Here is a 24457-nt window from a genome sequence, read left to right as displayed (position 1 = left end):
TCCAATATATGCTTGTACATAAATGAATAGAACGCACTGCCGCTCATCCGGCAGTACGTTCTAATTTAATCCAGCACTGCTTCCTCTTCTTCCTGCTGCTCTTCTGATTGTGCATTTTCCTCATTATATTTCTCTGCAGGCGGCTCAAGTTCGACGATTAAATAGTCACCTTCCCTGAGTGCAGAACCAGCCTTCAGATTTTGCTTCACCACATATCCGCTTCCTACAGTATTCAGCTTTAAGTCAGCAAGCTTTGCCACCTTCATAACGTCCCTCAGCGACCATCCATTCATATCGGGTACTGTTAAATCGCCTTCAGTCTTTAAGATTACTCGTTCTCCTTCCAGCAAATTGTACATATTTCCAGGGACCTGTCTTTCAACCTTGCTTCCCTTTCCCAGTACAATAGCTTCAAAACCGGACTTTTTCAATTCTGCTTTTGCTTCCTCAACTGTTTTCCCTTCCACTTCAGGTGCCTGTTCAGAGTTCGCCTTCAGTTCCTTTGCCGGCTCGATATTTAAATATTGAAGACTGCTTTTCATAACCGGTGTAAAAATCTTGGAAACCGGCTCTGCACCGTTTGTACTCAGGTCAATATCCGGCTGCTGGACAGCTACATAGATGATCAGTTCAGGATCATCTTTTGGCGCCATGCCTAAAAAAGAGAAGATAAAATTTTCATGCCCAGTTAAATATCCTCCGCCATTTGGGTCAGGGATTTGGGCAGTCCCCGTTTTTCCGGCAACCTTGTAGCCCTCAATATTATACCTTTTGTAACCCGTTCCGTTTTCAGAAGACACAACCGTTTCCAGGATATCCCTTGTTTTCTTGGCCGTTTCTGCTGAAACTGGATTCCCCTTCACTTCCGGCTTTGTTTTTTTTAATACTTCATTTTTATCACCATCAACAATACTGCTGATCACATGAGGCTTCATCATTTTGCCGTAATTTGCAATGGCAGTAGCTGCCTGTACCTGCTGAATCGGCGTAATGGCAGAACCTTGCCCGAATCCGGTAGTTACCTTATCAAGCGGCCACTCGTAAGCTATTTTTCCGCCTGTTTCATTCGGCAGGTCAATTCCAGTTGGATTTTCAAATCCAAACTTTGTTATATATTCCCTGTATTTTTCATAACCAAGCTTCTCTTTAACTATTTTCGCGAAAGCCACGTTCGACGAACGCTGAACGCCTTCAAGGTAAGTAATGGACCCCCAGCCCCGTCCCTGGTTATGGTCGCGTATAGCCGGTGAATTTTCTGTTACTTTATAACTTCCTGATTTATACCATTCATTCGGATCAAATTCTCCCTCCTCAATGGCTGCAGCCAAAGTAAAGATCTTCATAGTTGAGCCGGGCTCAAATGAGTTTTCGATCACTTCATTATGCCACGTCTCTTCAATGCCTTCCTTTGTTTTCGGGTGGAAGGATGGCCTCTGTCCCATTGCCAAAATCTCACCCGTTTTGGCATCCGCGACTACAGCAACCATCTTTTTCGGCTTATACTCTTCGTCTACTTTATTCATGGAATCTTCGAGGAAAGTCTGGATTTTCTTATCGATTGTCAAATACACATCTTTGCCATTTTGAGCCGGCTGGATTTTTTGATCTCCATTTGGAAGGAGATAGCCCCATATATCGCTTTCATAGCTGAACTTTCCATCTTTTCCTGTAAGCACATCATTCAAACTCTGTTCAAGACCCAGCATCCCTACTGTATCGGTCTTATTCGTCTTCGATTTTTTCTTTTCAACATATCCGACTAAATGCGAGGCGAAGACGCCATTTGGGTAGAACCGTTTGGAGTCAGTTATGAATGTAATTCCCGGTAAATTCATATCTTCAATTTCTCTTTTTGTCTTTAACGGAAGATCGCGCCCTTCTTTACCAAATTCAACCTGGAATGGCGGGTCCCCTTTTTCTGTTTTCTTCGTTAAGATTCTATATATCTCCGACTCTTCCAGATCGATTGCTTTCGAAAGCGCCGCTGCTGTTTTTTCAGGGTCTTTCACATAATCCGGCTTCATACTTTTGTCAAGGATTGCTACAAGCTTGTAGGAAATAGTATCCTCGGCAATGACTTCACCATTGCGGTCATAGATAGTACCCCTTTTGGCTTGAATTGTCTTTTCACGTTCATATTTTTGCTGAGCTTTTGCCGCAAGTGCATGTCCCGCTGCTTCCCCTGTAACCTGAATGGAAACAAAGCGGAAAATTAATACAAAAAAGAGCAGGCTGAATATTAAAAATAATATCGCTGCTCCAAAATTGATATTTGGCTGTTTCTTCATTAATCTTCCACTACCTTGACATTATTTCCGCTGAATTTAAGTCCCATTTCCTCAGCTTTTGCTTTAATGCGCTCGTATGTACTTAATTCGCCCACTTGCATTTTGAGATCTGTATTCACTTTATTCTGCGTTTGGATTGCTTCTTCTGTTTGCTGAATTTCTTTATTCACTTCGTATATGGCTGCCTGGTTTGAAACCATTTGTACAGCACCAAAACAAACAATGCCAGTGAAAGCAAGTCCCAGTATTTTTTCCCCGGGGGAAAGCCATGACTTTTTTGATAATTTCTTGGGAGCCTGGACGGGCTGGGTTTGGATATCAAATTGTTTTTCTTCTTGAATTTTTCGGGCTAAATTGCTCATAATTCCCCTCCTGTAAATTTTTTATTTATTCTCTACATGAGTATTCGTAATCCCTTAAAGCTTCTCTGCTATTCTCAGTTTAGCGGACCTTGCCCGATTATTGTGTTCCAGCTCTTCTTCTGAAGGCAGAATCGGCTTTCTGTTAATGAGCTTTAAGATTGGTTTATATTCATCTGGAATAATCGGGAGGCCGGGAGGAAGATTTGGTGTTTCACTGGCTTTTTTAAATGCCGCTTTACAAATCCGATCCTCCAGTGAATGAAACGTGATCACGCTGATTCTTCCATTGGGATTTAATATGTCAATAGCCTGGTGAAGAGAATCCTCAAATACACCAAGTTCATCATTAACAGCTATTCTAATGGCCTGAAATACACGCTTGGCGGGATGCCCGCCTTTTCGTCTGGCAGGAGCAGGTATTGCCTCTTTAATCAGCTCAACCAGCTGGCCTGTTGTTTCTATCGGGGAAACTTCCCTGGCCGCTTCAATCTTCCTCGCAATTTGCTTCGAGAATTTCTCTTCTCCGTATCTGAAGAAGATTTTCACAAGTTCACCATATTCCCATCTGTTTACTACGTCATAAGCGGAAATGTCAGCGCCTGTATCCATTCTCATATCAAGCGGGGCATCATTATGATAGCTGAAACCTCTTTCAGGTGTATCCAATTGAGGTGATGAAACGCCAAGGTCATATAAAACACCATCTACTTTTGACACACCCAGGTTTGCAAGCTCTTCCTGAAGATACTTGAAATTACTTTTGATGATCGTAATTCTGTCACCATATTCAGCCAGTTTTTCTTTTGCGTGAGCAATCGCTGTGTCATCCTGGTCAAATGCATACAGCTTTCCCTTTTCAGACAGCTGGGAAAGAATTAATTCGCTGTGGCCTGCACCGCCCAGCGTACAATCCACATACACTCCATCAGGATGGATATTTAAGCCTTCTACTGTTTCTTTTAATAGTACTGTTGTATGTTCAAACATTGTTGTATGAATCCACCTTTCCAATCCGAGAAGCACGAGATGCATTAATGGCACCTGGAGCTAAACAAATATCTTTGTATCATGGGAAATTATATTACTAAAACATTCCCATTATATATCAAACCCAATCATGTTTTCCGCAATATCAGCAAAAGATTCCTCTGATTCTGCAAAATAATCTTCCCAAAGATTTTTGCTCCATATCTCGATCCGATTGGAAACGCCCAGCACTACACATTCTTTTTCCAATTTTGCATATTGCAGAAGAGGGGAAGCAATATTTATTCTTCCTTGTTTATCAATTTCACATTCAGTGGCACCTGAAAAGAAAAAACGGGTAAATGCACGGGCATCTTTTTTGGTAAGCGGAAGGCCCTTTAATTTTTCTTCAAGCTGCCTCCACTCATCCATGGGGTAGCCAAACAAACATTGATCAAGTCCGCGTGTCAAAACAAATGTTTCACCCAAGTTATCACGAAATTTGGATGGCACGATGAGACGGCCTTTATTATCAACGTTGTGATGGAACTCACCCATGAACATACCCACTGCACCCACTTTCTAACTCAAATGTACCACAATCCCCCACTTTCCTCCACATGTTTTTAATTATTCTACCACTTCATATAAAATCCTGCTTCCCATAAGGTATTCCCCCATTTTCCGTTCGTCTTTTTATTACATTTTCTTTAAATTCTTTACTATGCTTTTCACAGATTTTCACGATGGGGAATAGTCAGGATATAAAGGGATTTCATCTTTTTTCATCAAAAAAAAGACCTCATCCGTATGGAAAAGGTCCGAAGAATAATGGCGAATATTAAATTTTTATGACTTTGTGTGTCCCATCGAAATGAAAGGAGTACTCAATCAATTCTTCAAGGAAATTCATCCCATATTTATTAAGGTAATAGAGAACATTCCAAACTCTCTCCTGAGGAACTCCACCCGGCCTCAGTGAGTTTTCAGCTTTTTCATATTTCATAATGATTACTTCATGTTTTTGCTGGATGGACTTCTGGATTTTATTCTCCATGAAATCTATCTGCCTTATTAAAAGATCTTCATTTTTCTTTAACATAGGAAGAAGGGCGTCAACCTCTTTCATTGTAAGTTCTTCGATTAGCTCATAGTTTTGTTTTACTTGAGCTTTTGTTTTTTGGAATTGGGCTTCTATGCTTTCATTTTTAATACTCCTCAGATACTCATCTTTCTCTGCTTTCGTGCCTGATACAAGCACGCCCTGCAAATCAAGTCCTAATTCTCTCAAATCACTTTCCACAGAACGTTCTAAGATAGTGATATTTAAACGGGGCATAATCGGAGGCATTTTCATTCCAAACCATTCAAATGCCATTTTTAGTTCAGCCCAATAGGCAATTTCGCCAGGACCGGCTATAAAGGAAAGAACCGGAAACAGGCATTCCTGTGTGATAGGCCTTGTCACCACATTATTGCTTAGTCGTTCGGGATGATTTTCTGAAATCTCCAGGAGCTCATTCATTGAGAACTCGTGAGTTTGTTCCCTACCGGTAAATACCTTTTTTTCCTGATTGAACTCCAAAAGTATTCTTTCTTTATGCTTTTCATCATAATAAAATAGGTTTGCAGCATTTTCACTTAAGTCAATAGCATTTGGAAACCCGGCATTCTCCAAGTTTTGCTGCTGGCTTTTCACACGCTTTGTGATATCTTCAAAACCTTTGATCTGTTTGCCAAAAATGCTGCTTTCAAGTCTGCGAAGCTTTTGGTCACCTGAATCAACCAGAAGAAGCCCTGTTTCTTTAAATAAATGCATAATAATGCCGGCAAAGAACTCCACATAGGTTTGTGAATGCATAATAATTCCTTCTAAACTCAAAAGAAGGTCTTTTGTATGTTCCGTCTCTCCGAAAGTCTCAATGATGTCTTCCACCCATGCCCTGCATTTTTCACGGTTCAAAGGGATATTTGAAACCATCTTCTTCTCTAAAACTTTTTCAGGATAAGTCATTTTTTCCATTTTATTATTCTTCTCGATGAAAATATGATTTACTTCCTGATAGTCATGATCCTCCCCCGCAATCCAGAATACCGGAACAACAGGGATTCCCAGCTTACTTTCCTGCTGTTTTGCAAGATTTATGATTGAGATGATTTTATGTATAGTATATAGGGGTCCCGTCAAAATACCGGCCTGCTGCCCTCCGATAATCACTGCACTATTTTCTTGCTTCAGCTTATTTAGTGAGTCATGAACAGCCGGGGAAGCAGGGAATTGATCCATAAACTCTCCAATATATTCAGAAAGTTCATTTCTCATAAACGACCGGCCCTTCAGTTCAGCTAACCGTGCTTTATAATCAGAGTCGGAATTATAACGATAGTGAAAAAACTGCATAATTTCTTCTGTTTGTGCAATATAATCTGTTGCAAACCGGTTTGTTGCCGGCAATGAGAGATTAAGAATCTCCATTAATGAACTTCCTTTCTCATAGCTGATCAATTTTAATTTTCATCTTATGAGTATAGCATTGTCTTAAATGAAAAGAAAAAAACTTTGCTTACCTAAATGCTTTAATTCTAGAGGTAAAATAATTATATTCCGGACCTGCTTTACTTATGGAATGAAGACAACAGAAGTTACCCTTTGAACAAGCCCAATTAACATTAGAACTATATAAGCGGTGAAATAAAGTAAAAAATTGAATCTCCAGAACCCTTTGAATAAGGCACGCAGATTGATTTCCTGCTTAATTCTCCAATGCATGATAATAAAAGTGACCGCTGTAATCAGCAGTGATAGGACTATCATCCATAGATAGGATTTATCCCAGATTACGACAATTAAATAGTGAACCGCCAGAATAAAAAATAATGTGCTGACATCCAGGGCAATATGTACAGATCTTTTGTGTTTTTTAGTGATTTGTTTGCTGATAATAAAAACAGCCAGATATCCGAGCAGCGGTATGGTCACCAATGTTGCAATTAGGCTTGAGAACACAGTATTCAACTCATTTCCCCCTTTTTACTCCCTGCCTTTGATCTGACAATAAAGACTTTCAGAATATGGAGCAGACATCTTCTTCTTTTCAGCTTCCTCAAGGATATATCCTAAAATAGCATCTATCTCTGTTTCTCTGCCTTCTTCGATATCCTTAAGCATTGAAGATCTGTTCATCCCTGTTTCCTCACAGACACTTTTTACATGGGTTAATGCACCTGCTTTATCAGGAATGCCTAATATGCCACTTACCTCGTCAAACAACCTCAAAAATAACTGATAATAATATTTATTAGCTAAGAGTTCACCATTTCTCACACGGAGAACTGCTGTAAGCGGATTTATAACACAGTTTACGATTAATTTTTCAATTAGCATTTCTATGTGATTCTCGGCAAATTTAAAAGGAAAATAACAAGATGCTGAATCGGATATTTTCGATAAAAGTTCCACATCTCCCTTTAAAGCAGCCACTTTGGTTACCCCAATTCCAGTATGCAGCACTGTGTCAGGCTCTGACTTTAAAGCACCATGCTCTACACTGCCCACATAAATATTTTCCGCTTCAAGCATTTCAGCCCATTTCAAATGCCCCATGCCATTTTGCAAAAACAAATATGATCCACACTTGCCAGTATTCATTTCCATTAAGTCCTTTACAACTTCAGGAATGCTGTATTGCTTAACAGCAATGATTGTTAAATCCTCTTCTCCCTTCCATTCTTTGAAATGGAATGCCTTTAAGGGGGCATTGCTGCGAATGCCTTTTCTCTCAGTTGTAAGTCCTTTTTTGCGCAGCTTTTGCAATTGAGTACTGTTTCTAATATAAACACGCACTTCATGATTTTCATTTAAATAATGGGCAAACAGAAGGCCAATGGCGCCTCCACCGATAATAGCTATTTTCATAACAGACTCCACCATTTTTACTTTTTAAGCATATTTTAACAAAATAAGATAAATTCATGGGTAAAATGGAATGTTTTAATTACTAATTCCAATATTTATTTTCTTTATTCCATTTTTCATCAGCTAAATCCTTTAAAAAAATCCCTTTTTCGAAGATCGAAAAAGGGATTTTTAAAAGGATAAAGTATTAAACTGGATAAACCGGATGTTTGCGGATGCTGAATGTCAATTCTTTAGTCTCATACAGGTTAAAACGGTTAATTAAAACATTTCTTAATTCTGAAGGTGCAACAATATCGTCAACAATTAATTCAGAGGCAAGTTTGTAGATATCAATTGTTTCTTTATATTCCTGCTGTTTTTCCTGAACATATTTAATCTTTTCTTTCGGATCTTCAATCGCATTGATTTTATTGGAATAAACCGCATTTACTGCTGCTTCAGGACCCATAACTGCGATTTGTGCTGTAGGCAGGGCAATACAGCAATCAGGTTCAAAAGCTGGTCCAGCCATTGCATACAACCCGGCTCCATATGCTTTTCTGACGACAACTGAAATTTTCGGCACTGTTGCAGAACTCATCGCAGCAATAAGCTTTGCACCATGCCGGATAATCCCTGCTCTTTCCACCTTAGTCCCAATCATAAATCCAGGGACATCTGCAAGGAATAATAGCGGAATATGGAAAGCATCACAAAGCTGAATAAATTTCGCTGCTTTATCAGCAGAATCCACAAATAATACCCCGCCTTTAACCTTTGGCTGGTTGGCAATAATCCCTACAGGATTCCCCCCAATCCGTGCAAGTCCCGTAATGAGTTCCCCTGCAAAAAGTTTCTTAATTTCAAAAAAGCTGCCTTCATCAATTAAGGAATCAATACACTCATACATATCAAATGGGGCATTTTGATTTTTAGGGATAATTTCTTCGAGGCTGCGGCCGGATTTGGGCATTACCGCCTCGAGCTTCACTGATTTTTCTTTAAAACTTGCAGGAAAGTAAGCCAAATATCTTCTTGCTGAATCAATGGCCTCTTCCTCACTATATGCAAGCAAATCGCCACAGCCGCTGACAGAACAATGCATGCGGGCACCGCCCATTTCTTCAAGGGTAACCTTCTCCCCAATAACCTTTTCTGCCATTCTTGGTGAACCCAGATACATAGATGCATTTTGATCTACCATAATAACAATATCACAAAACGCAGGTATATAAGCTCCGCCAGCAGCAGAAGGTCCAAAAAGCAGACATATCTGCGGTACCATGCCTGAAAGTTTTACCTGGTTATAAAAAATTCTCCCTGCTCCTCGTCTATTCGGAAACATATCAAGCTGATCGGTAATACGGGCACCGGCAGAGTCAACCAGGTAAAGGATCGGAACTTTTAATTTCTCAGCCGTTTCCTGTATACGGATAATCTTTTCAACCGTCCTCGCACCCCAGGAACCGGCTTTTACTGTGGAATCATTAGCCATTACACAAACGGTCTGGCCATTTACCCTGCCAACTGCTGTTACAACCCCGTCTGCCGGAAGATCACTTTCCTGACAGTTCGCAAACTTGCCATCTTCCTCATAGAATCCGTCATCAAACAGGAGTTCAAGCCGTCTTCTGACAAAGAGCTTATTTTGGGCTACATTCTTTTCATGATATTTTGGATGTCCGCCAGCTTCTATTACCCTGCTTCTTTCCTGCAGCGTCTCTGTTAATGTCTTTGCAGTGGTCATTCCCATCCTCCTAAAATATAAATTTTCCATTCTTCGTTATACTTGCTTATTGCTGCACGGTACTCAGCATCAGCCACCTGTATTGGATATCCGTGTCTCAGCCTTCTTATTCGAATACGATTAGCACATCGCCTTCGTTAACAAAATCTCCTATGCTTACCTTCACTTCAGCTACTTTTCCAGCAGCTTCGCTTTCAACTGGAATCTCCATTTTCATGGATTCAAGCATTAATACTTCCTGGCCTGCATTAACCTCCTGACCCGCTTCAACCAAAACATTTAATACAGTACCTGCCATTGATGATGTAATTTCTTTCATTGTATTTTCCTCCTTTTAGTTAACGGCAAAAGCCTTCTTTGCTAGAAATGATGTAGAATAATTCCCTTTACGGAAATCTTCGTCTTTTAATATTTCTTTAAATAACGGTGCATTTGTTTTAATGCCTTCAATTCCCAGTCCCTCAAAGAATTGTAAGGCATTTTCTATCGCTTCATCCCTTGATTGGCCATATATAATGCATTTTGCAATCATTGGATCATAAAATGGGCTGACTGCCGTATTTGAAGCATATCCATAATCAACGCGTATTCCTGGGGTATCTTTCCACTCAAATTTAGACAATTTGCCTGGAGAAGGCATAAAGCTTACAGGATCCTCAGCATACAGCCTAAATTCAATTGAATGGCCAGCCTGGTTGATGCTATTTTGCTGCAGCGGCAGCTTTTCTCCTCTTGCTGCAAGCAGCTGCCATTCTACAAGATCCAGCCCAGTTACTTGTTCAGTTACGGGATGTTCAACCTGAAGTCTTGTGTTCATTTCAAGAAAATAAAAGTTCTCCTGCTCATCCACAATAAATTCAATTGTTCCGGCATTTTTATAATTGACTGCTTTGGCAGCAGTCAAAGCCGTTTCATACATCTTCTGTTTTGTTTGCTCTGAAAGGAAAGGTGACGGTGATTCCTCTACTACTTTCTGATGTCTCCTCTGAATAGAGCAATCTCTTTCAAATAGATGTACGATATTCCCATGATGGTCACCAAACACTTGTATTTCGACATGTCTGGCATTGTCTATATATTTTTCAATAAATACTTCATCAGATCCAAAATAGGCTTTGGCACGGGCTTTTGTGGAGTCGAAAGACTTAGCGAGCGCTTGCTCATTTTCACAGCGCACCATTCCAATACCTCCGCCTCCCCCACTGGCCTTCAGCATGACTGGATAGCCCATAGAATCCGCAAGCCTGCATGCTTCCTCAAGAGTGGATGTTCCCTCTCCGCTTCCTGGGACAACCGGCACTCCCGCTTCCTTCATAGTATTGCGGGATACAATTTTATCCCCCATCAATTCAATGGTTTCAGGATCTGGTCCAATAAAAGCAATACCCGCATTAATTACGGCTCTTGCAAAGACGGCGTTTTCTGATAAAAAACCATATCCCGGATGAATTCCATCTACATTTTCCCTCTTTGCAATTTCCAAAATGGCCTCTGTCTTTAAATAAGATTTATTAACAGGCGGTTCACCAATACGGAAAGCATATGTAGCTTCTTTAACAAATGGCAGATCTTTGTCTGCATCAGAATATATGGCAACAGTCTCAATTTCCATTTCACGGCAGGTTTTAATTATCCTTAAAGCAATTTCTCCCCTGTTGGCAATCAGAATTTTTCGCACAATCGGTCCCCTTTCTCATTGTAGTAATCCTGCAATAATATATATTTCTACAATCTTCTGCCTATTTCCTTCTGTTTTTGTAAACGCTTTCTGATTTTTATAAAAAAACTAAAAATATATTAAGTTTTTCATATGTGCAGAATTTTTTGTTTACTTGTTATATAATAATAGACATAGAAAAAACCTTTCAACTATTAGGAAGGCATTATAAAGCGGTTACATCTGCAGAATTCCTATACATCGATGGCTAAGGGGGAGATTTTATGAACTATAAAGTTGAAAAATTAAAAGTAAATTATAAAACACTGGAAGAGTTTAAGAAATTCAAAGAGTATGGACTGCAGGAGCTATCCATGCTCGAAGACCTTGAAGCTAATATTATTGAAAATGACAGCGAGTCGCCTTTCTACGGCATTTATTTCGGGGATAAACTTGTAGCACGTATGAGCCTTTACCAGATAGAAGCAAGATTCGATCGATATTTCGATCCCGCACAGGATTATCTGGAGTTATGGAAGCTTGAAGTCCTGCCTGACTATCAAAACAAAGGCTACGGCCAGAAACTTGTAGAATTTGCCAAAGGATTTGGACTTCCTATTAAAACAAATCCACGAGTAAAATCGAAAGTTTTCTGGGAGAAAATGGGATTCGAACCCGTCAATTATGATATGGAACGCGACCTGGGAGAGAATCCGCTGGCCTGGTTCCCGGCAGGAGTTAAAGAACAAACCCATTAAGATGCTGTCTACTACTACTAAGTCATTAAATAAGCGGACTATTGCAGTCCGCTTATTTCTATTTAATTACGCTACATCTATTTCTCCACCTTCTCAGGCTTTATATCGGGATTCACAGTAAAATTCAAGTTTTTGTGGCGGGTGCCGTCTTTGAGCCCGACAAGCTTTCTTGCACTTTCCATAATTTCTACCAGAGCTTTGTAATCCTGCTCCATTGTATTCAATTCTTTAATTAATTTTTCATTTTCCGCTGCCAGGTAGTACATTTGCTTCTCAAGCTCCTGAATGCGTTTTTTAGGATAAGGATCTTCTGAGACATCAGGCTTCTGAGCTTTTTCATATAACTCTTTCAGGAAAGAGGCTAATTCCTCAAACTCGATAGTCCTTTTAATTGACTGAACTGAGTTTTCATTTCTTTTTTCCGCATTTTCCTCTGGAACAGCTGGAAGCTCTTGTTCCACTTCCACAGCCTGCGGACTTTTCTTCATTTCTTTCCTCTGCTTTTTTGCCAGTTCAATTCCTGATTTATATTGTTTTCTTACAAAGGAATTCCAGCGAAATCCGCAGGCAGCCGCGGTTCTGCTTAACTGTTTGCCAACTTCTTCAAATGCCTGAAGCTGAGTTCCTCCTTCACGAATATGACGGAGTACGATTTCTGCAAGCAGTAAATCCTCATCTTGAGACCAAGCATCCTGACGGGTTGAAGACATCAGTGTATCCCTCCTAGTGTTTTTCTTTATACATATGCCAATGCTAGAAAAGATAGACTGATATCGTATTATAAAGTGTAACTTTATTCATCCCCAGGAAATTAATGGTTTTTTCTAATTTCGGAAGGATATGTTTAAGGCTTATTCAGGAAACTGTCAACTTTATTATGGTGCGCTTCTCCCTCCCATAAAACCGAACAGCGACGCACTTCTTGATCAATTCTCTCTTCTAAGCCAGCTGCAGCCCACTTTTTTACAAGAAGTTCTTTATAAGCTTCCAAAACCTCACTCTCAAGCTTAAGCATTCTTTCCAGAAAGCTCTTGCACCCGTCGATTGGATTCCCTTCAAAGACAGAATGTATGAAACCTAATTCTTTTAATTCTTCATCAGAATATAATTTTGCTTCCATCAGCATTCTCATGGCATTGGCAGGAAGCATCTTTTCCATAATGATGGAACCGCCGCCCCAGCCGGTTGTTATGGCTAAAGTTCCCTGGATAAAACCGGCTTTAATTCCTGCATTGGCAATCCGGTAATCACATGCAGCAGCAAGCTCACAGCCACCGCCGACAGCTGTTCCATTCAATATGGCAATAGTTGGTTTTGGCAAGAATAGTATATCTTTTAAAAGACCAGCCATTCTGCTTAGCATTCCAAAAGCTTCATCTTCTGTTTTTAAGCTGTGAAAGGAAGATAGATCACCTCCTGAGCAAAAAGCCTGGTCTCCCTCTCCTGTAATCGCAAGTGCCTTAACTGATTTCTTACCTGCTTTATGAAGTGCGATCTCCAGGCCATCCATAACTTCATAGCTTATGGCATTCCTTTTTTCAGGCCTGTTAATCTTAAATACTAAAAGTCCATTCTCGAATTCTTCAATTATGTAAGGGTTCATGGCTGCCTCCTTGTAATTGGTTAAACTATTTATAATATTAGCAAAAATATACATAGATAGTTACTTATTGATGAGGCAAAATCACTGCCTAAAAACGACAAAAGCACAAGAACTAAGTTCTTGTGCTTTATATCTAAAGGATTAGTCGTTTACTACTTCTTTTCCTTTGTAAGTTCCGCAAGCTTTGCAAACGCGGTGAGCAAGTTTCATTTCACCACAGTTTGGGCATTCTACCATACCAGGAACCTGTAATTTAAAATGGGTACGACGTTTTCTCTTCGCAGTTTTAGATGTTCTTCTAAAAGGTACAGCCATTCTTCCCACCTCCTTAAAGAGTATTAGAGGATGTCCATAGGAATTGGACACACCCATTAAGAAAGTTATGAAGGCCAGAGCAAGCTGGTGTCTTCAAGTGCTTCTTGTTTTTCTTCCGTTATGAATCGGAAGAAGGATCATTCTGATCAAAAAATTGAGCAAGTCCGGCAAGACGAGGATCTACTTTATCCTGTTTATCCTGCTCCTGAATGACCTCCCAATCCTTACCGGATTGAGGAGCTCCTTCTTCACTGCTGTCTTCGCAGAAAACTTGCATTGGGACTTCGAGTAAAAGGATCTCATGAAGGATCGGATTTAAATCAATCACATCCCCTTTTACCTGGTGAACCTCCTCTTCAGTCTCATAATCAAGACCTTTTAAAAGGAAAGTTTCAGTTGTTTCAACATTAATTGGATAATTTACGTCAACTAAAGTACGAGAACAAGGTAATATTAAATGACCCTTTATATTTAAATGAAAAGTCACTTTGGCAGAATCAATATCCGTACGGCCCGTCACATGCATTGGTGATGCACCGCGTATTTCCGGATTCAATTTCATGACCTCATCAACATTGACAGTTTCATCAATGGGAAAATCCTTGCTTCGATATTTTTGTAACTGACTTAAAGTCCATTTCATACGAATCACCCCAAGGCAACAAAGGTAATTATAGCCTTCCTATAATTATTTGTCAATATTTTTTCTTTACACTATAATGTAGCTAATATCCTACTATTGAAAGCTTCTTCAGTAAAAAAAATTTTGCAGGATTTAAAGATTTTGTTTCTTAATACTTTTTCCATTACATATCTTTTTAAACCTTTTCGAGGAGTATGTCAATATGAATGCAACAGGTGTAATTGTAGAATATAATCCTTTTCATAACGGCCATGCTTTTCATTTGGAGCAGGCAAAAAAAGTTTCAGGTGCAGAAACCATTATAGCTGTCATGAGCGGCAACTTTCTCCAGAGGGGGGAACCTGCATTAGTTTCCAAATGGAAACGTGCTGAAATGGCATTAAGAGCGGGTGCAGATATTGTATTTGAGCTTCCATACCAGTTTGCTGTTCAGCAGGCAGATATTTTTGCAAGCGGAGCTGTATCCATTCTGGAAGCAGCCGGCTGCAGGAGCCTTTGCTTCGGAAGCGAATCCGGCAGTATGGAAAGCTTTCACCAAACTTTATCTTTTCTTGAGGAACATAATTCTGCCTATCAAGAAAGGGTCAGAGTGCATCTGGATGCTGGCTTCAGCTATCCCAAAGCAACATCGATGGCATTCCTCGATCTGAACCCTGAAGGTGAATTGGTAGACCTTTCAAAACCTAATAATATTCTTGGCTTTCAGTATTTAAAGTCAGCCCGAAGGCAATATTCATCCATGGAACTTTTTACAGTTGCAAGAAAAAGCGCAGGATACCACGACGAACAATTTGCTTCTGATTCCATAGCAAGTGCCACAAGCATAAGAAAAGCACTTTTTTCCAAGAATGGAGAGATTGAATCCATTCGCCAATATGTTCCGGAAACTACATATCAAGGTTTACTTCAGTATAAAAAAGAGTTTGGCGGGTTTCACCAATGGGAACAATATTGGCCCTTCTTAAAATTCCGACTGGTTCATCTACAGCCGGAAAAGTTACGGGACATTTATGAAATGGAAGAAGGCTTGGAGCATAGGTTTTTATCAGCAGCACTCCAGGCTCAAACTTTTCAGCAGTTTATGGAGAAGATTAAAACTAAGCGTTACACCTGGACAAGACTTCAGCGGGCATGTGTGCATATCCTTACAAATACAGAAAAGTCAGAGATGCCCAACAAACCATTAAAAGCAGATTATCTGCATCTTCTGGGGATGTCCAAGAACGGCAGGAAGTATTTAAACAGGCATAAATTCGAATTAAAACTGCCGCTGATTTCAAGAATTTCTTCACACGCTGCACAGCAGCTGCAGCTGGATATTAAAGCTTCCCGGGTATATGCAATGGGTATAGATGGTGGTCGGGACCGTACTCTAATGCAGAAGGAATTTAATCAGCCTCCTATTATGGTTGATTAAATTATGAACTCCTTAATTCTATAAACTGAAAGCTGCAGTTTGCCAGCAGATAATAATGAACAGCCAGCGGTTTCTTGATTGCCGCTGGCTGTTCAATGCTTGGTGCAAGCTCCTGTTAATCCAGGCTCCTTAAATATTCAACCGCATCATCAAAGGTTTCCACAGGAACGATTTTCATATCAGTCTTGATATCCCTGGCTGTTGCAACAGCGGCTTTGTAATTGGATTCTTCTGCTCCTTTTTCATTAGGGGCAAGGAAGATTTCTGCTCCGGCTTTGTCAGCGGCCACAATTTTTTGCTCGATGCCGCCTATTCTTCCGACTGTACCTTCCGAATTAATAGTTCCGGTTCCAGCTATTTTATAGCCTCCAGTCAAATCTTCTTTTATAAGCTGATTGTAAATTTCAAGTGAAAACATCAGCCCGGCGGAAGGGCCGCCAATTTCTTCACTGTCAATATTCACTGCCGGTTCAACCTCTATTTCTTTGTCATCAACCAGGGTAATTCCCACTCCCGGCTTTCCTGTTTCTTTGAGTGTCTTTAAAGGAATCGAGGTTTCCTTAGTCTTATCCTGGCGTTCAAAGGTTAATGTTATTTCACTGCCCTCCTGTTTATTGGAGACCATGCTGATAAATTCATCAGAGGATTTGAACTCCTTGCCATCCACTTTAAAGATGCGGTCACCAGCCTGCAGTTTGCCGTGAGCAGGCATATCAGGGAGCACATTAAGGACATATACGCCATTATAATGATAATGAATAGGTATGCCAGCTTTTTTATAGGCAGTTTCAATAGCAGCCAATTTGGATGTTGCCATCAGATGCAGCTGCCGTACATTATATTCTTCTTCTGTTTCATTTTCGGAACGTATTTCTTCTACAGGGTATAGTTCCTGATACTTGCTGAATTTAGCAGCTGCGTATGCATATATATTAGCCCGGCCCATTCTTACAGTCGTAAGCATAAAGCTGCCTTGTTCTTCATTGCCGTTTTCGACCTCAATAATTGGTTCCAGTTCTTTAGCCATACCTGGCTTTGATACATAATAAGGCAGATAATAAAACGAACTAACCAGAAGAATAACTGCCAAAACCAAGAAGGAACGGGTATAAAACTTGCTTCTCATCTGTCGGGATGCTCCTTCCACTTTGTTATGTAATGATGAATACTGTCAATATGCTTTTTTGCTTCTTCTTCGCCGATTTTGATGATTTCTTCTATATTGGTAAATGCACGGGAGCTATACATTTCCACCCGGGGCCTGATCATAAAATCGGAAGCTATCTCCCGGTGAGTAACCAGCTCCATCTGCATGATATCCAGACTTTGCATAATAACATCATAGATTGAAGTGATTTCCGCATTCGTTTTGACATGTGAGACATCGATGGCGATGATAATATCAGCCCCCATTTCTTTAACAACAGACACAGGAACCCTGTCCACTACTCCTCCGTCCACTAAAAGGCGCCCGTTTAATTTTTCAGGCACAAAAATGCCTGGGATGGAAATGCTTGCCCTTACAGCATCAGAAATGGGGCCGCTTTTAAAAACAACCTTTTCTCCAGTCATTAAATCAGTAGCCACAACATTGACAGGAATATCGAGGTCCTCAAGATTTTTTCCATGAGTAAATATACGGATCAGTTCCTTTACTCGTTTCCCTGCAACAAAACCCATTTTAGGAACCGTGAAATCTAAATAATACTTCCTTTTAAATGCTTTGGAAAGTTTATATAAACGATCAACATCAAGTCCGGCCCCATAAAAGCAGCCTACCATGGCACCCATGCTGCTGCCGGCAATATAATCAATCGGTATGCCGGCTTCCTTCAAGACCTTGATGGCACCCAGGTGAGCGAATCCCCGAGCTCCTCCCGAACCAAGTGCCAATCCTATTTTCGGTCGCTGCAAAAGACTCCCCCCTCAAACGCCAATGGCCGATTAGAACTTTTGCCTTCAAGTTATTCTATTCTATTTATTTCCAAAAGGAGCATACAATAAAAATCTTCAGCTGAAAAATACAATATGCCTGTACCTAATTCTATGGTCTATTTTAAAGTTCTATGAGTATATTGGGTTATATGGGGACAAGACTTGACAGCAAAAGTTTGACCCTTGTATACCTGCATTTCGTTCATTCAAGTAAAATAAATGAAAAAGTCATGAGAAAATATATATTTAAACGCTTCTTTATTTTACCATTGTTTAAAATCATTGCACAGTCAGTACAACTTGAGGGAGGCTTGTCCGTGTTTCGTTCCAAATTAAAAACGGTTACTCTTGCACTCTCTGTAACCTTAATAGCCATCTCATTAATTTCCTTTCCCCAGGAATCGGTTGATGCATCAATCAGGGGATTAAATATGTGGTGGGAAATTGTGTTCCCCTCATTGCTGCCTTTCTTCATTGTATCGGAAATGCTGATCGGCTTCGGTGTAGTAAAGTTCATCGGGGTACTCCTTGAACCTTTGATGAGACCTTTATTCAGAGTACCTGGAGTCGGAGGATTTGTATGGGCAATGGGGATGGCTTCAGGCTATCCAGCCGGTGCCAAACTGACCGCAAGACTTCGGCAGGAAGGACAGCTATCAAAAACAGAAGCAGAGCGCCTGGTTTCTTTCACTAATTGTTCAAATCCTTTGTTTATCTTTGGCGCAGTATCTGTTGGTTTTTTTAATAACGCCAAGCTTGGTGTTATATTAGCCCTAGCTCATTATCTCGGCAATATTACTGTCGGTTTATTAATGAGGTTCTACGGAAAAAAAACCAGGCAGCCTCCACCTGGTGCAGAGACGTCAAAACCATCGTTACGGGCAGCCTTATCAGCTCTTCATCGGACAAGAATAAAAGATAATCGCCCTATAGGCAAGCTTCTTGGGGATGCAGTCATGTCATCCATCCAAACACTTTTAATGATTGGCGGATTTATCATATTATTCTCTGTTATTAACAAACTTCTATTTCATCTGGGAATCACGGCATTCCTTGCTAAAGGCTTAGAGGCGGTACTGTCAATATTTAGTCTGCCAACCGAATTGAGCATCCCATTCATTTCAGGCTTATTTGAAATAACACTTGGCAGCCAGATGACAAGCCAGGTTCAGCAGGCAACATTAATGCAGCAGGTCATTATTGTCAGCTTCATACTCGCATTCAGCGGATTCAGCGTGCAGGCTCAGGTAGCAAGCATCCTTGCCCAAACTGATATTAATTTCAAGCCATTCTTTTTCGCAAGAATCCTTCACGGCTTTGCTGCCGCCTTTTATGCATACATCCTTTGGCAGCCTATTTATGAACGGTTTTACAATACAGAACAGCCATCCAATGCCATTCCGGTCGGATTTTTTGAGAAATATTCATTTTTCGGCAAATTATTTGATGGAATAGCTGCTTCAGGACCGCTTATAACCATACTTGCACTTTCTGTTTATACCTTTATGCTCGCAAGGCGCTTGGATAAGAGATAACAAAAAACGGGTACCTATCAATCGGGCACCCGTTTTATATTATTCCAGTACAATCAGCAGGAAAGACACCCCGCTCTAGTGTTTAGCTAAACTTGGTCTTAAGAGCTTTTTCTACAGTGTCAGGAACGAGTTCTGATATGTTCCCGTTATATTTTGCCACTTCTTTCACAATGCTTGAACTTAAGAACGAGTACTGATTATTAGTCATGATAAAAAAGGTTTCCACTTCATCATTCAAGACTCTGTTCATGGATGTTATCTGCATTTCATATTCAAAATCAGAAACAGCCCGCAAGCCCCGAATGACAGCACTCGCATTAACCGATTTTGCATAATCCATCAGAAGCCCCTGAAACGAATCTACTTTAACATTTTTAAGATCCTTTGTTACTTCTTCTATCAGCTGAATTCTTTCTTCAACAGTAAAAAGAGGTTTTTTTGAAGAGTTATTCAATACAACTACATAAACCTGTTCAAATACCTTTGCCGCCCTCTTAATAATATCCAAATGGCCATAAGTTATTGGATCGAAGCTGCCTGGACAAACCGCGATGCCTCCCATTGATATCCCCCTGTCATGTTCTTATTATGTATCGTTTTCCATAAGCATTCTAAGTATGTATTATTCAGCCCAGCTGTAGATTGAGATAGAAATTATCCCGTAATTTTCATGTTTCCGCTGAACCAGTCTTCCGACTGAATCAGGGAGCTCTACATCAGAACCATGTTCGCATAGAATCGTTCCCTGAACCGAAAGCAGATCATTCTCATCAATTAACTTCAGAAGCTTAAGAAGCTGCTGCTTGCGGTAAGGCGGATCGAGAAATATATAATCGAAAACCAGATCCCTTTTTAATATTGCCTTAATGGCACGATCTGCATCATTTCGATATACTTCCGCCTTTTCTTCAAAACCGCATGTCCGAATATTTTCATGGATGGTTTGAATGGCCTTCCCATCCCGATCCACAAAAATAACCTTATCTGCTCCTCTGCTGAGGGCTTCAATGCCAAGACCGCCGCTGCCCGCAAATAGATCAAGCCCAAGGCCCCCTTCGAAATACGGCCCAATTATATTAAAAATAGCTTCTTTAACTTTATCAGTAGTCGGACGGGTTGAACTGCCCGGAACAGCTTTCAATATCTTCCCTTTTCTTGTTCCTGATACCACTCGCATACTATCACCGCTAACCTGCAAATTGTCAATTTTCCTGTCCGCTGAGCTCGGAAAACTGCTTTTTTCTATCCTATCCTACCATATCTTACAATTGGTAGCCACCCGGCAAATTGTAAGCGGAATCATCAGCTGAAAAAATTTATAGCGTGAAGTGTATATCCGTGAGGATTGTGGAAATAATGTAATTAACAGCATCTATTCGAGGATGTTGTTGCCAACCGCGGAGAAGACTTACGTTTCCCCATAAGTTCTTCCTCCGGTTTCTCCTCTCCCTTTGCCTTCTATCCTGAAAAGGATATAGAAGGACCCTGCAGTTATCTGCAGGGCTTTTTATTTTGGATTCATTTAGTCTGGATCGGACGTCAGATGAATCTCGTCTTCTCTTTCTTCAGCAGTCACTCCAAACAGTGATTTAAACCATTGGATTTCTATAAATACGGTTCCGTTTTGATTGGTTAATGGATTTTCAAGCAGTCCATAATCTTCTTCATTATAAATGAAAACATTTTTATTTAAGTAAAATCGATAGCTGTTATTCCCTTTTGACAAAAGCATCGTTTCCTCACCGGATAGGATCTTAACTTCATATCCTAATGACTTCATCGTCTCTGCAAATGGAAGAAGCCTCTTTCCATCCCTATAGATTAAATCAATGTTTGCTTTCTCAGCACCAGATACCAAAAGCTTTTTTTCTTCCTGGAAATACAGAGGAACAAACGGAGCATCGCTTTTTGTATTCATCGTGAAAAACTGTGTGCTAAGACCTTTCACATCACTTAAGAGCTTGTCCAGCTTTTCTGGAGTCAGAGAATTCACCTTGTTTACTATCATAAAGAAAGCTTTCAGCTCATCATCGGTTAACTCTCCCTGCAGCTCCTGCAGTACTATGCTTCCTTTTTTTGAACTGGGTTTAAGATCTAATAAGCCTGAGGATAAAACATCGATTATCCACACTTGAGTGCTGTCTGCAAGCTTTCTTCGAAACTGCAATGTAATAATATCTTTTTCCAGCATTTTGGCCTCAGTGCGGGGAGATGCAATAAGGATATTTTCATCCTTATATTCAGGATATTGATTAGTAAAGATAATCGTCAAGAATGGGAAATTTCCAATCTCATTTAGTTTTTGGAAATTTAAGCTGGCTGCCTGTATGTCTTCTGAGTATACTTCTGTGTTGTTAACAGCTTTCTTTAACAGTGGTTTTTGCTGCCAGTAAAGTGGTGGAACATTCCCTTTGCCCTCGAAATAATAATAATCGATAAGTTCTAATTTCTTTCGGGCTTTTAGGGGGATTCCCGCTGCCCACGAACCCTCTCTTTTGAAAGAATCCGAAATAGTAATAGACAAGCTTTCAGCCTTAATGCCGGGAATTTCCACAAACCAATCAGTTAACAAAAATGCTTTATTTCTTTCATTTATCGGTACAGCATACTCAAATACCATCTGATCATCAGAAGAAAAAAAGGTAAAAGGATTTTCATCTGCTGAATCACAGGCTTCTCCGGCTCCATTCTTGCATTTCCATTTGAACAGAGCTTCGGGGATAACAAGCCTATATTCTTCCTGTGCCATAAGTCCGTGTATCTTTTGAGTGATTTTAAGTTCATTTAGACGTGTGTCAACTGTGATATCCTGTGTAATCGCCCCGGAACTCTCCAAGGCAATCGCATGCTCAGAATAAGCCTGCCACTGCCACAACAGCATGCCTGAAATGATTCCAGACAAAATTATAAAAATAAATAAAGATGCCTTCCACATTGCTATTCCCTCTTAGTCAATTTTCTTCTAACCTAACAATACCAAAGGGAAGGTCATCCGTCACAATTTTTTTGTATAATTTGTATGAAATTTCATATTTTATGCCTGGGAATTTTTTCATGAACAGAGATCATAAAAAGGACCATAAAAACTTCTCCGCCGGATACGTTACTTTAATTTATGCAAAATCAAAGTCCACACCATGATCTAAAATACCGCTCACATCCCCAATGCTCATGCAGGTAATTGCCCAATCATCAAACGATACACCTTGTGACGACGTAAATTCTTCAAGTTCACCAAGTGTCAGAGAAAAGACATCCATATTATAAGCTGCTGTCAGCATCCCCTTTGCACTGAGTGCTGCAATGATAGAGACCACAATAAAACCATTCATATGATGAATATGCTTTTTTTCAATTGCAGAAATATCCCTCTTTACCAAATATGCTGCCCACAGAAAAAATGTCATCGAAAAAAAAAGGTAAAGCATACATACACTCTCCCCTCTGCTTTTTAGGTGCTACTTCTATTTTTATGCTGAAAATGATAAAGTATGGATGGACAAAAGGCATTTTATTTTTAAGAAGTGAATGCTATGAGTTTTAAGGGGGGCTTTAATTTTGATACAGCGTTTTATAGAAATTGGTGAAGGTTACTCTGATATTTATGAATTAATTGAAATTGCCCAGGCAAATAAGCATCGATTGTCCCACATGGCTGCTTTCCATACGAGCATTAATAATAAAGAAGTGACATCCCTGGCAGTGATACTGAAGCCGACAGACCCTGGCGGATTTCAGCCTTTATATATTTGCCGGGAAGGGATACCTAATCCAAAGACATCACCAAATAAACGATATGATTTATTTGCGGATGCTGCGAAAGCACTTAATAAGGAAATTATTCAGCTGGCAGTAAAGCCTTCTGCTATTTTTAATGAAAAGGAATTATATTATCAGTATTTGATTGGGATTTTAAGGCTTAATCACTATATTGCACCGCTGCAGTAAAAGATTTCACAAAAAGGCATGAGCTTATGCTCACGCCTTTTTAGATTCCCATCTTATAATCATATTCTTTAGCCTTGTCCGGTTTGGAATTTTCAAATTCCGTTTTTAGGAACGGCTTATAGGATGGTTCCACTTTTTTAACAAAAGAATATGAATTTATCTTCTCCATAATTGTTTCCGTATCAGCAAGATCACAATATAGCACAACATATTTCAGCCGCTTTGAAACATAATGCACATTTCCAAATCTTCTTAACATTTTCGCCTGCTTTAATGAATAAAGCCAGACAATTATTCCTTGCCTTTGACCAAGCATATAGTTTTCCCCTTCAGCGATCGTTTGTTTTATTTAGTCTAGCATAGAAAAATGTCAGGTTTCAATGGGAAGGTTCAAACTGTGTACTAATCCAAAACAAAAAACCAGCATTTGCTGGTTTTTTAAGCAGAGCAGCCACAGCTGCCTCCAGAACCGCAGCCCCCTCCGCAGCTTGATTCAAAGAAGGGATTGCCGGCAGGAACTTTAATATGTTCAGAAACAGAACGCCCTATCATCATGCTTATCTCATCCAGCAGATTTTGCAGGCCCGTTTCAGCTCTTCTGAATTCTGCCACATGGGCATCCATATCCATGTCGCGCTTTAGCTCTCTAATAGACATCATTACCCTTTTGTATTCGGGATGATATTTGCCAAATCGCTGAACTTCTTCATACAGTTCTTTCATTTTGACAAAATCCTGTATCTTCCTTTGTGTTTCACGGCTGTTCTTTAATTTATATAAACTTTTGCGGTAATGTTCCGCTTCTTCAGATTCTGTAATCATAGCTGCAAGTTCGTCAGCTTTGTCCAAAATAGCCATTCTTTCTAATGTAGCAAGCAAAACAGCTCACCTCCGTTTCTTATTTTATCATGAAACGGTTTAAAGCTAAAGCAAGTAAACTAAGGGATCACCACAATAAACTCTCTTTTTGAAGATGCTTCAGCACTGTTGCCTTTTATGAGCTCCAATCCAATTCGATGTTTGCCTGATGGAAGTCCTTTGACTATAAAAGCAGCAGAATGGATTTCATCCTTTTTCTTTCCGTTTATATACAGAAGAATTTTGCCCTTTTCTTTGCTGCTTTGTTTCCTAAAGGAAACATCCTGCACAATACATTCAACGAAAATGTCTCTTCCTTTCACCTGGTGTCTGACATAAAAAGGATCTTTGGCTGCGCTTTCAACACCTGAAGGACCTATAAGCGATGCTGCTTCAACTTCTTTTACCGGACTGGCTTCCAATTTTGTTTCTGGTTCTGGCAGATCTTTCTGGCATGCTGCAAGTACAAAAATAACCAGCAATAATAAAATGCATTTTTGCCTCTTCATTATTTTACACTCCTTAAT

Annotated in this window: 27 protein-coding genes; 4 read left to right on the top strand and 23 right to left on the bottom strand. The window is 40.0% G+C overall.

Annotated elements, in window-relative coordinates:
* Window positions 1-65: 65 nt before the first annotated feature.
* The 10 genes from AC0VZ9_RS09520 to AC0VZ9_RS09475 form a co-directional block, all read right to left on the bottom strand.
* Window positions 66-2288, bottom strand: a complete 2223-nt coding sequence (locus tag AC0VZ9_RS09520) for a penicillin-binding protein (protein WP_475397299.1) — start codon at window positions 2286-2288, stop codon at window positions 66-68.
* Window positions 2288-2650, bottom strand: a complete 363-nt coding sequence (gene ftsL / locus AC0VZ9_RS09515) for a cell division protein FtsL (protein WP_217030328.1) — start codon at window positions 2648-2650, stop codon at window positions 2288-2290. The genes AC0VZ9_RS09520 and ftsL overlap by 1 nt, the downstream gene beginning before the upstream one ends.
* A 54-nt stretch (window positions 2651-2704) precedes the next feature.
* Window positions 2705-3637: a 16S rRNA (cytosine(1402)-N(4))-methyltransferase RsmH gene (gene rsmH / locus AC0VZ9_RS09510; RefSeq protein WP_009330901.1), complete on the bottom strand. Its 933-nt coding sequence runs from the start codon at window positions 3635-3637 to the stop codon at window positions 2705-2707.
* A 111-nt stretch (window positions 3638-3748) separates the two neighbouring features.
* Window positions 3749-4180, bottom strand: a complete 432-nt coding sequence (mraZ, locus tag AC0VZ9_RS09505) for a division/cell wall cluster transcriptional repressor MraZ (RefSeq protein ID WP_009330903.1) — start codon at window positions 4178-4180, stop codon at window positions 3749-3751.
* Between the two features lie 277 nt (window positions 4181-4457).
* Window positions 4458-6092, bottom strand: a complete 1635-nt coding sequence (gene bshC / locus AC0VZ9_RS09500) for a bacillithiol biosynthesis cysteine-adding enzyme BshC (RefSeq protein WP_475397298.1) — start codon at window positions 6090-6092, stop codon at window positions 4458-4460.
* Window positions 6093-6236: 144 nt separating this feature from the next.
* Window positions 6237-6623, bottom strand: a complete 387-nt coding sequence (locus tag AC0VZ9_RS09495; RefSeq protein ID WP_009330907.1) for a DUF3397 domain-containing protein — start codon at window positions 6621-6623, stop codon at window positions 6237-6239.
* A gap of 24 nt (window positions 6624-6647) precedes the next feature.
* Complete coding sequence (locus AC0VZ9_RS09490) at window positions 6648-7532, bottom strand: 2-dehydropantoate 2-reductase (RefSeq protein ID WP_009330908.1); 885 nt, start codon at window positions 7530-7532, stop codon at window positions 6648-6650.
* A 187-nt stretch (window positions 7533-7719) separates the two neighbouring features.
* Window positions 7720-9261, bottom strand: coding sequence for an acyl-CoA carboxylase subunit beta (locus AC0VZ9_RS09485; protein WP_475397297.1), 1542 nt, complete (start codon window positions 9259-9261; stop codon window positions 7720-7722).
* A 106-nt stretch (window positions 9262-9367) separates the two neighbouring features.
* The gene (locus AC0VZ9_RS09480) at window positions 9368-9580 is read right to left on the bottom strand and encodes an acetyl-CoA carboxylase biotin carboxyl carrier protein subunit (RefSeq protein ID WP_009330910.1); all 213 of its coding nucleotides are present in this window, start codon (window positions 9578-9580) and stop codon (window positions 9368-9370) included.
* A gap of 15 nt (window positions 9581-9595) precedes the next feature.
* The gene (locus AC0VZ9_RS09475) at window positions 9596-10939 is read right to left on the bottom strand and encodes an acetyl-CoA carboxylase biotin carboxylase subunit (protein WP_475397296.1); all 1344 of its coding nucleotides are present in this window, start codon (window positions 10937-10939) and stop codon (window positions 9596-9598) included.
* 263 nt (window positions 10940-11202) lie between these two features.
* On the opposite strand from AC0VZ9_RS09475, the gene AC0VZ9_RS09470 reads away from it, so the two are divergent.
* Window positions 11203-11676 carry an N-acetyltransferase gene (locus AC0VZ9_RS09470; RefSeq protein ID WP_009330912.1) on the top strand — a complete coding sequence of 158 codons (474 nt, stop codon included), beginning with the start codon at window positions 11203-11205 and terminating at the stop codon, window positions 11674-11676.
* A gap of 77 nt (window positions 11677-11753) precedes the next feature.
* Here the strand turns inward: AC0VZ9_RS09470 and AC0VZ9_RS09465 are convergent, their stop codons facing one another.
* The 4 genes from AC0VZ9_RS09465 to AC0VZ9_RS09450 all read right to left on the bottom strand — a co-directional run bounded on the left by AC0VZ9_RS09465 (window position 11754) and on the right by AC0VZ9_RS09450 (window position 14237).
* Window positions 11754-12386, bottom strand: a complete 633-nt coding sequence (locus AC0VZ9_RS09465; RefSeq protein ID WP_009330913.1) for an RsfA family transcriptional regulator — start codon at window positions 12384-12386, stop codon at window positions 11754-11756.
* Window positions 12387-12520: 134 nt separating this feature from the next.
* Window positions 12521-13279 carry an enoyl-CoA hydratase/isomerase family protein gene (locus tag AC0VZ9_RS09460; protein WP_475397295.1) on the bottom strand — a complete coding sequence of 253 codons (759 nt, stop codon included), beginning with the start codon at window positions 13277-13279 and terminating at the stop codon, window positions 12521-12523.
* Window positions 13280-13420: 141 nt separating this feature from the next.
* A complete protein-coding gene (gene rpmF, locus AC0VZ9_RS09455; RefSeq protein WP_009791160.1) occupies window positions 13421-13594 on the bottom strand; it encodes a 50S ribosomal protein L32 in 174 nt (57 codons plus the stop codon).
* A 118-nt stretch (window positions 13595-13712) separates the two neighbouring features.
* Window positions 13713-14237, bottom strand: a complete 525-nt coding sequence (locus AC0VZ9_RS09450) for a YceD family protein (RefSeq protein ID WP_009330916.1) — start codon at window positions 14235-14237, stop codon at window positions 13713-13715.
* A gap of 202 nt (window positions 14238-14439) precedes the next feature.
* Between AC0VZ9_RS09450 and AC0VZ9_RS09445 the strand changes: the two genes are divergently transcribed.
* Window positions 14440-15654 carry a nucleotidyltransferase gene (locus AC0VZ9_RS09445; protein ID WP_251175657.1) on the top strand — a complete coding sequence of 405 codons (1215 nt, stop codon included), beginning with the start codon at window positions 14440-14442 and terminating at the stop codon, window positions 15652-15654.
* A gap of 115 nt (window positions 15655-15769) precedes the next feature.
* On the opposite strand, the gene AC0VZ9_RS09440 is transcribed toward AC0VZ9_RS09445, so the two are convergent.
* Together AC0VZ9_RS09440 and AC0VZ9_RS09435 are read right to left on the bottom strand one after the other, a co-directional pair.
* A complete protein-coding gene (locus tag AC0VZ9_RS09440; protein ID WP_475397294.1) occupies window positions 15770-16780 on the bottom strand; it encodes a SepM family pheromone-processing serine protease in 1011 nt (336 codons plus the stop codon).
* Window positions 16777-17568, bottom strand: coding sequence for a patatin-like phospholipase family protein (locus tag AC0VZ9_RS09435; protein ID WP_009330919.1), 792 nt, complete (start codon window positions 17566-17568; stop codon window positions 16777-16779). Before AC0VZ9_RS09435 ends, AC0VZ9_RS09440 begins: the two co-directional genes overlap by 4 nt.
* Before the next feature lie 338 nt (window positions 17569-17906).
* Between AC0VZ9_RS09435 and ylbJ the strand changes: the two genes are divergently transcribed.
* Window positions 17907-19124 (top strand): sporulation integral membrane protein YlbJ, encoded by a 1218-nt coding sequence (gene ylbJ, locus AC0VZ9_RS09430; RefSeq protein WP_282140193.1) that lies wholly within the window; start codon window positions 17907-17909, stop codon window positions 19122-19124.
* A gap of 82 nt (window positions 19125-19206) precedes the next feature.
* Here the strand turns inward: ylbJ and coaD are convergent, their stop codons facing one another.
* The 4 genes from coaD to AC0VZ9_RS09410 all read right to left on the bottom strand — a co-directional run bounded on the left by coaD (window position 19207) and on the right by AC0VZ9_RS09410 (window position 22552).
* Window positions 19207-19686, bottom strand: a complete 480-nt coding sequence (coaD, locus tag AC0VZ9_RS09425; protein WP_009330921.1) for a pantetheine-phosphate adenylyltransferase — start codon at window positions 19684-19686, stop codon at window positions 19207-19209.
* Window positions 19687-19746: 60 nt separating this feature from the next.
* Window positions 19747-20301, bottom strand: a complete 555-nt coding sequence (gene rsmD / locus AC0VZ9_RS09420; protein ID WP_009330922.1) for a 16S rRNA (guanine(966)-N(2))-methyltransferase RsmD — start codon at window positions 20299-20301, stop codon at window positions 19747-19749.
* A gap of 345 nt (window positions 20302-20646) precedes the next feature.
* Window positions 20647-22059, bottom strand: coding sequence for a stalk domain-containing protein (locus tag AC0VZ9_RS09415; RefSeq protein ID WP_475397293.1), 1413 nt, complete (start codon window positions 22057-22059; stop codon window positions 20647-20649).
* 178 nt (window positions 22060-22237) lie between these two features.
* A complete protein-coding gene (locus AC0VZ9_RS09410; RefSeq protein ID WP_226280704.1) occupies window positions 22238-22552 on the bottom strand; it encodes a hypothetical protein in 315 nt (104 codons plus the stop codon).
* Between the two features lie 130 nt (window positions 22553-22682).
* On the opposite strand from AC0VZ9_RS09410, the gene AC0VZ9_RS09405 reads away from it, so the two are divergent.
* Entirely contained in the window at window positions 22683-23072 is a 390-nt protein-coding gene (locus AC0VZ9_RS09405) for a DUF7147 family protein (protein ID WP_009330925.1), read from the top strand.
* Between the two features lie 40 nt (window positions 23073-23112).
* Here AC0VZ9_RS09405 and AC0VZ9_RS09400 read toward each other — a convergent pair whose 3' ends face one another.
* The 3 genes from AC0VZ9_RS09400 to AC0VZ9_RS09390 all read right to left on the bottom strand — a co-directional run bounded on the left by AC0VZ9_RS09400 (window position 23113) and on the right by AC0VZ9_RS09390 (window position 24439).
* Entirely contained in the window at window positions 23113-23388 is a 276-nt protein-coding gene (locus AC0VZ9_RS09400; protein ID WP_009330926.1) for a YlbG family protein, read from the bottom strand.
* A gap of 122 nt (window positions 23389-23510) precedes the next feature.
* A complete protein-coding gene (locus AC0VZ9_RS09395) occupies window positions 23511-23951 on the bottom strand; it encodes a YlbF/YmcA family competence regulator (RefSeq protein WP_217030301.1) in 441 nt (146 codons plus the stop codon).
* Window positions 23952-24010: 59 nt separating this feature from the next.
* Window positions 24011-24439, bottom strand: a complete 429-nt coding sequence (locus AC0VZ9_RS09390) for a hypothetical protein (protein ID WP_475397292.1) — start codon at window positions 24437-24439, stop codon at window positions 24011-24013.
* Window positions 24440-24457 lie beyond the last annotated feature (18 nt).

The organism is Cytobacillus sp. QJM3NY_8 (assembly GCF_056173585.1).
This window is presented reverse-complemented; position numbering and strand designations above follow the sequence as displayed.

What these genes read in the sequence shown, in the direction of transcription:
- AC0VZ9_RS09400 (WP_009330926.1), bottom strand. Translation starts at nt 23,388, where the DNA reads ATGCTTGGTCAAAGGCAAGGAATAATTGTCTGGCTTTATTCATTAAAG.
- AC0VZ9_RS09410 (WP_226280704.1), bottom strand. Translation starts at nt 22,552, where the DNA reads ATGCTTTACCTTTTTTTTTCGATGACATTTTTTCTGTGGGCAGCATAT.
- coaD (WP_009330921.1), bottom strand. Translation starts at nt 19,686, where the DNA reads ATGGGAGGCATCGCGGTTTGTCCAGGCAGCTTCGATCCAATAACTTAT.
- AC0VZ9_RS09445 (WP_251175657.1), top strand. Translation starts at nt 14,440, where the DNA reads ATGAATGCAACAGGTGTAATTGTAGAATATAATCCTTTTCATAACGGC.
- AC0VZ9_RS09460 (WP_475397295.1), bottom strand. Translation starts at nt 13,279, where the DNA reads ATGAACCCTTACATAATTGAAGAATTCGAGAATGGACTTTTAGTATTT.
- AC0VZ9_RS09520 (WP_475397299.1), bottom strand. Translation starts at nt 2,288, where the DNA reads ATGAAGAAACAGCCAAATATCAATTTTGGAGCAGCGATATTATTTTTA.
- rpmF (WP_009791160.1), bottom strand. Translation starts at nt 13,594, where the DNA reads ATGGCTGTACCTTTTAGAAGAACATCTAAAACTGCGAAGAGAAAACGT.
- AC0VZ9_RS09465 (WP_009330913.1), bottom strand. Translation starts at nt 12,386, where the DNA reads ATGTCTTCAACCCGTCAGGATGCTTGGTCTCAAGATGAGGATTTACTG.
- AC0VZ9_RS09485 (WP_475397297.1), bottom strand. Translation starts at nt 9,261, where the DNA reads ATGACCACTGCAAAGACATTAACAGAGACGCTGCAGGAAAGAAGCAGG.
- bshC (WP_475397298.1), bottom strand. Translation starts at nt 6,092, where the DNA reads ATGGAGATTCTTAATCTCTCATTGCCGGCAACAAACCGGTTTGCAACA.
- AC0VZ9_RS09390 (WP_475397292.1), bottom strand. Translation starts at nt 24,439, where the DNA reads ATGAAGAGGCAAAAATGCATTTTATTATTGCTGGTTATTTTTGTACTT.
- rsmH (WP_009330901.1), bottom strand. Translation starts at nt 3,637, where the DNA reads ATGTTTGAACATACAACAGTACTATTAAAAGAAACAGTAGAAGGCTTA.
- AC0VZ9_RS09450 (WP_009330916.1), bottom strand. Translation starts at nt 14,237, where the DNA reads ATGAAATGGACTTTAAGTCAGTTACAAAAATATCGAAGCAAGGATTTT.
- AC0VZ9_RS09490 (WP_009330908.1), bottom strand. Translation starts at nt 7,532, where the DNA reads ATGAAAATAGCTATTATCGGTGGAGGCGCCATTGGCCTTCTGTTTGCC.
- ftsL (WP_217030328.1), bottom strand. Translation starts at nt 2,650, where the DNA reads ATGAGCAATTTAGCCCGAAAAATTCAAGAAGAAAAACAATTTGATATC.
- mraZ (WP_009330903.1), bottom strand. Translation starts at nt 4,180, where the DNA reads ATGTTCATGGGTGAGTTCCATCACAACGTTGATAATAAAGGCCGTCTC.
- AC0VZ9_RS09415 (WP_475397293.1), bottom strand. Translation starts at nt 22,059, where the DNA reads ATGTGGAAGGCATCTTTATTTATTTTTATAATTTTGTCTGGAATCATT.
- AC0VZ9_RS09440 (WP_475397294.1), bottom strand. Translation starts at nt 16,780, where the DNA reads ATGAGAAGCAAGTTTTATACCCGTTCCTTCTTGGTTTTGGCAGTTATT.
- rsmD (WP_009330922.1), bottom strand. Translation starts at nt 20,301, where the DNA reads ATGCGAGTGGTATCAGGAACAAGAAAAGGGAAGATATTGAAAGCTGTT.
- AC0VZ9_RS09470 (WP_009330912.1), top strand. Translation starts at nt 11,203, where the DNA reads ATGAACTATAAAGTTGAAAAATTAAAAGTAAATTATAAAACACTGGAA.
- AC0VZ9_RS09480 (WP_009330910.1), bottom strand. Translation starts at nt 9,580, where the DNA reads ATGAAAGAAATTACATCATCAATGGCAGGTACTGTATTAAATGTTTTG.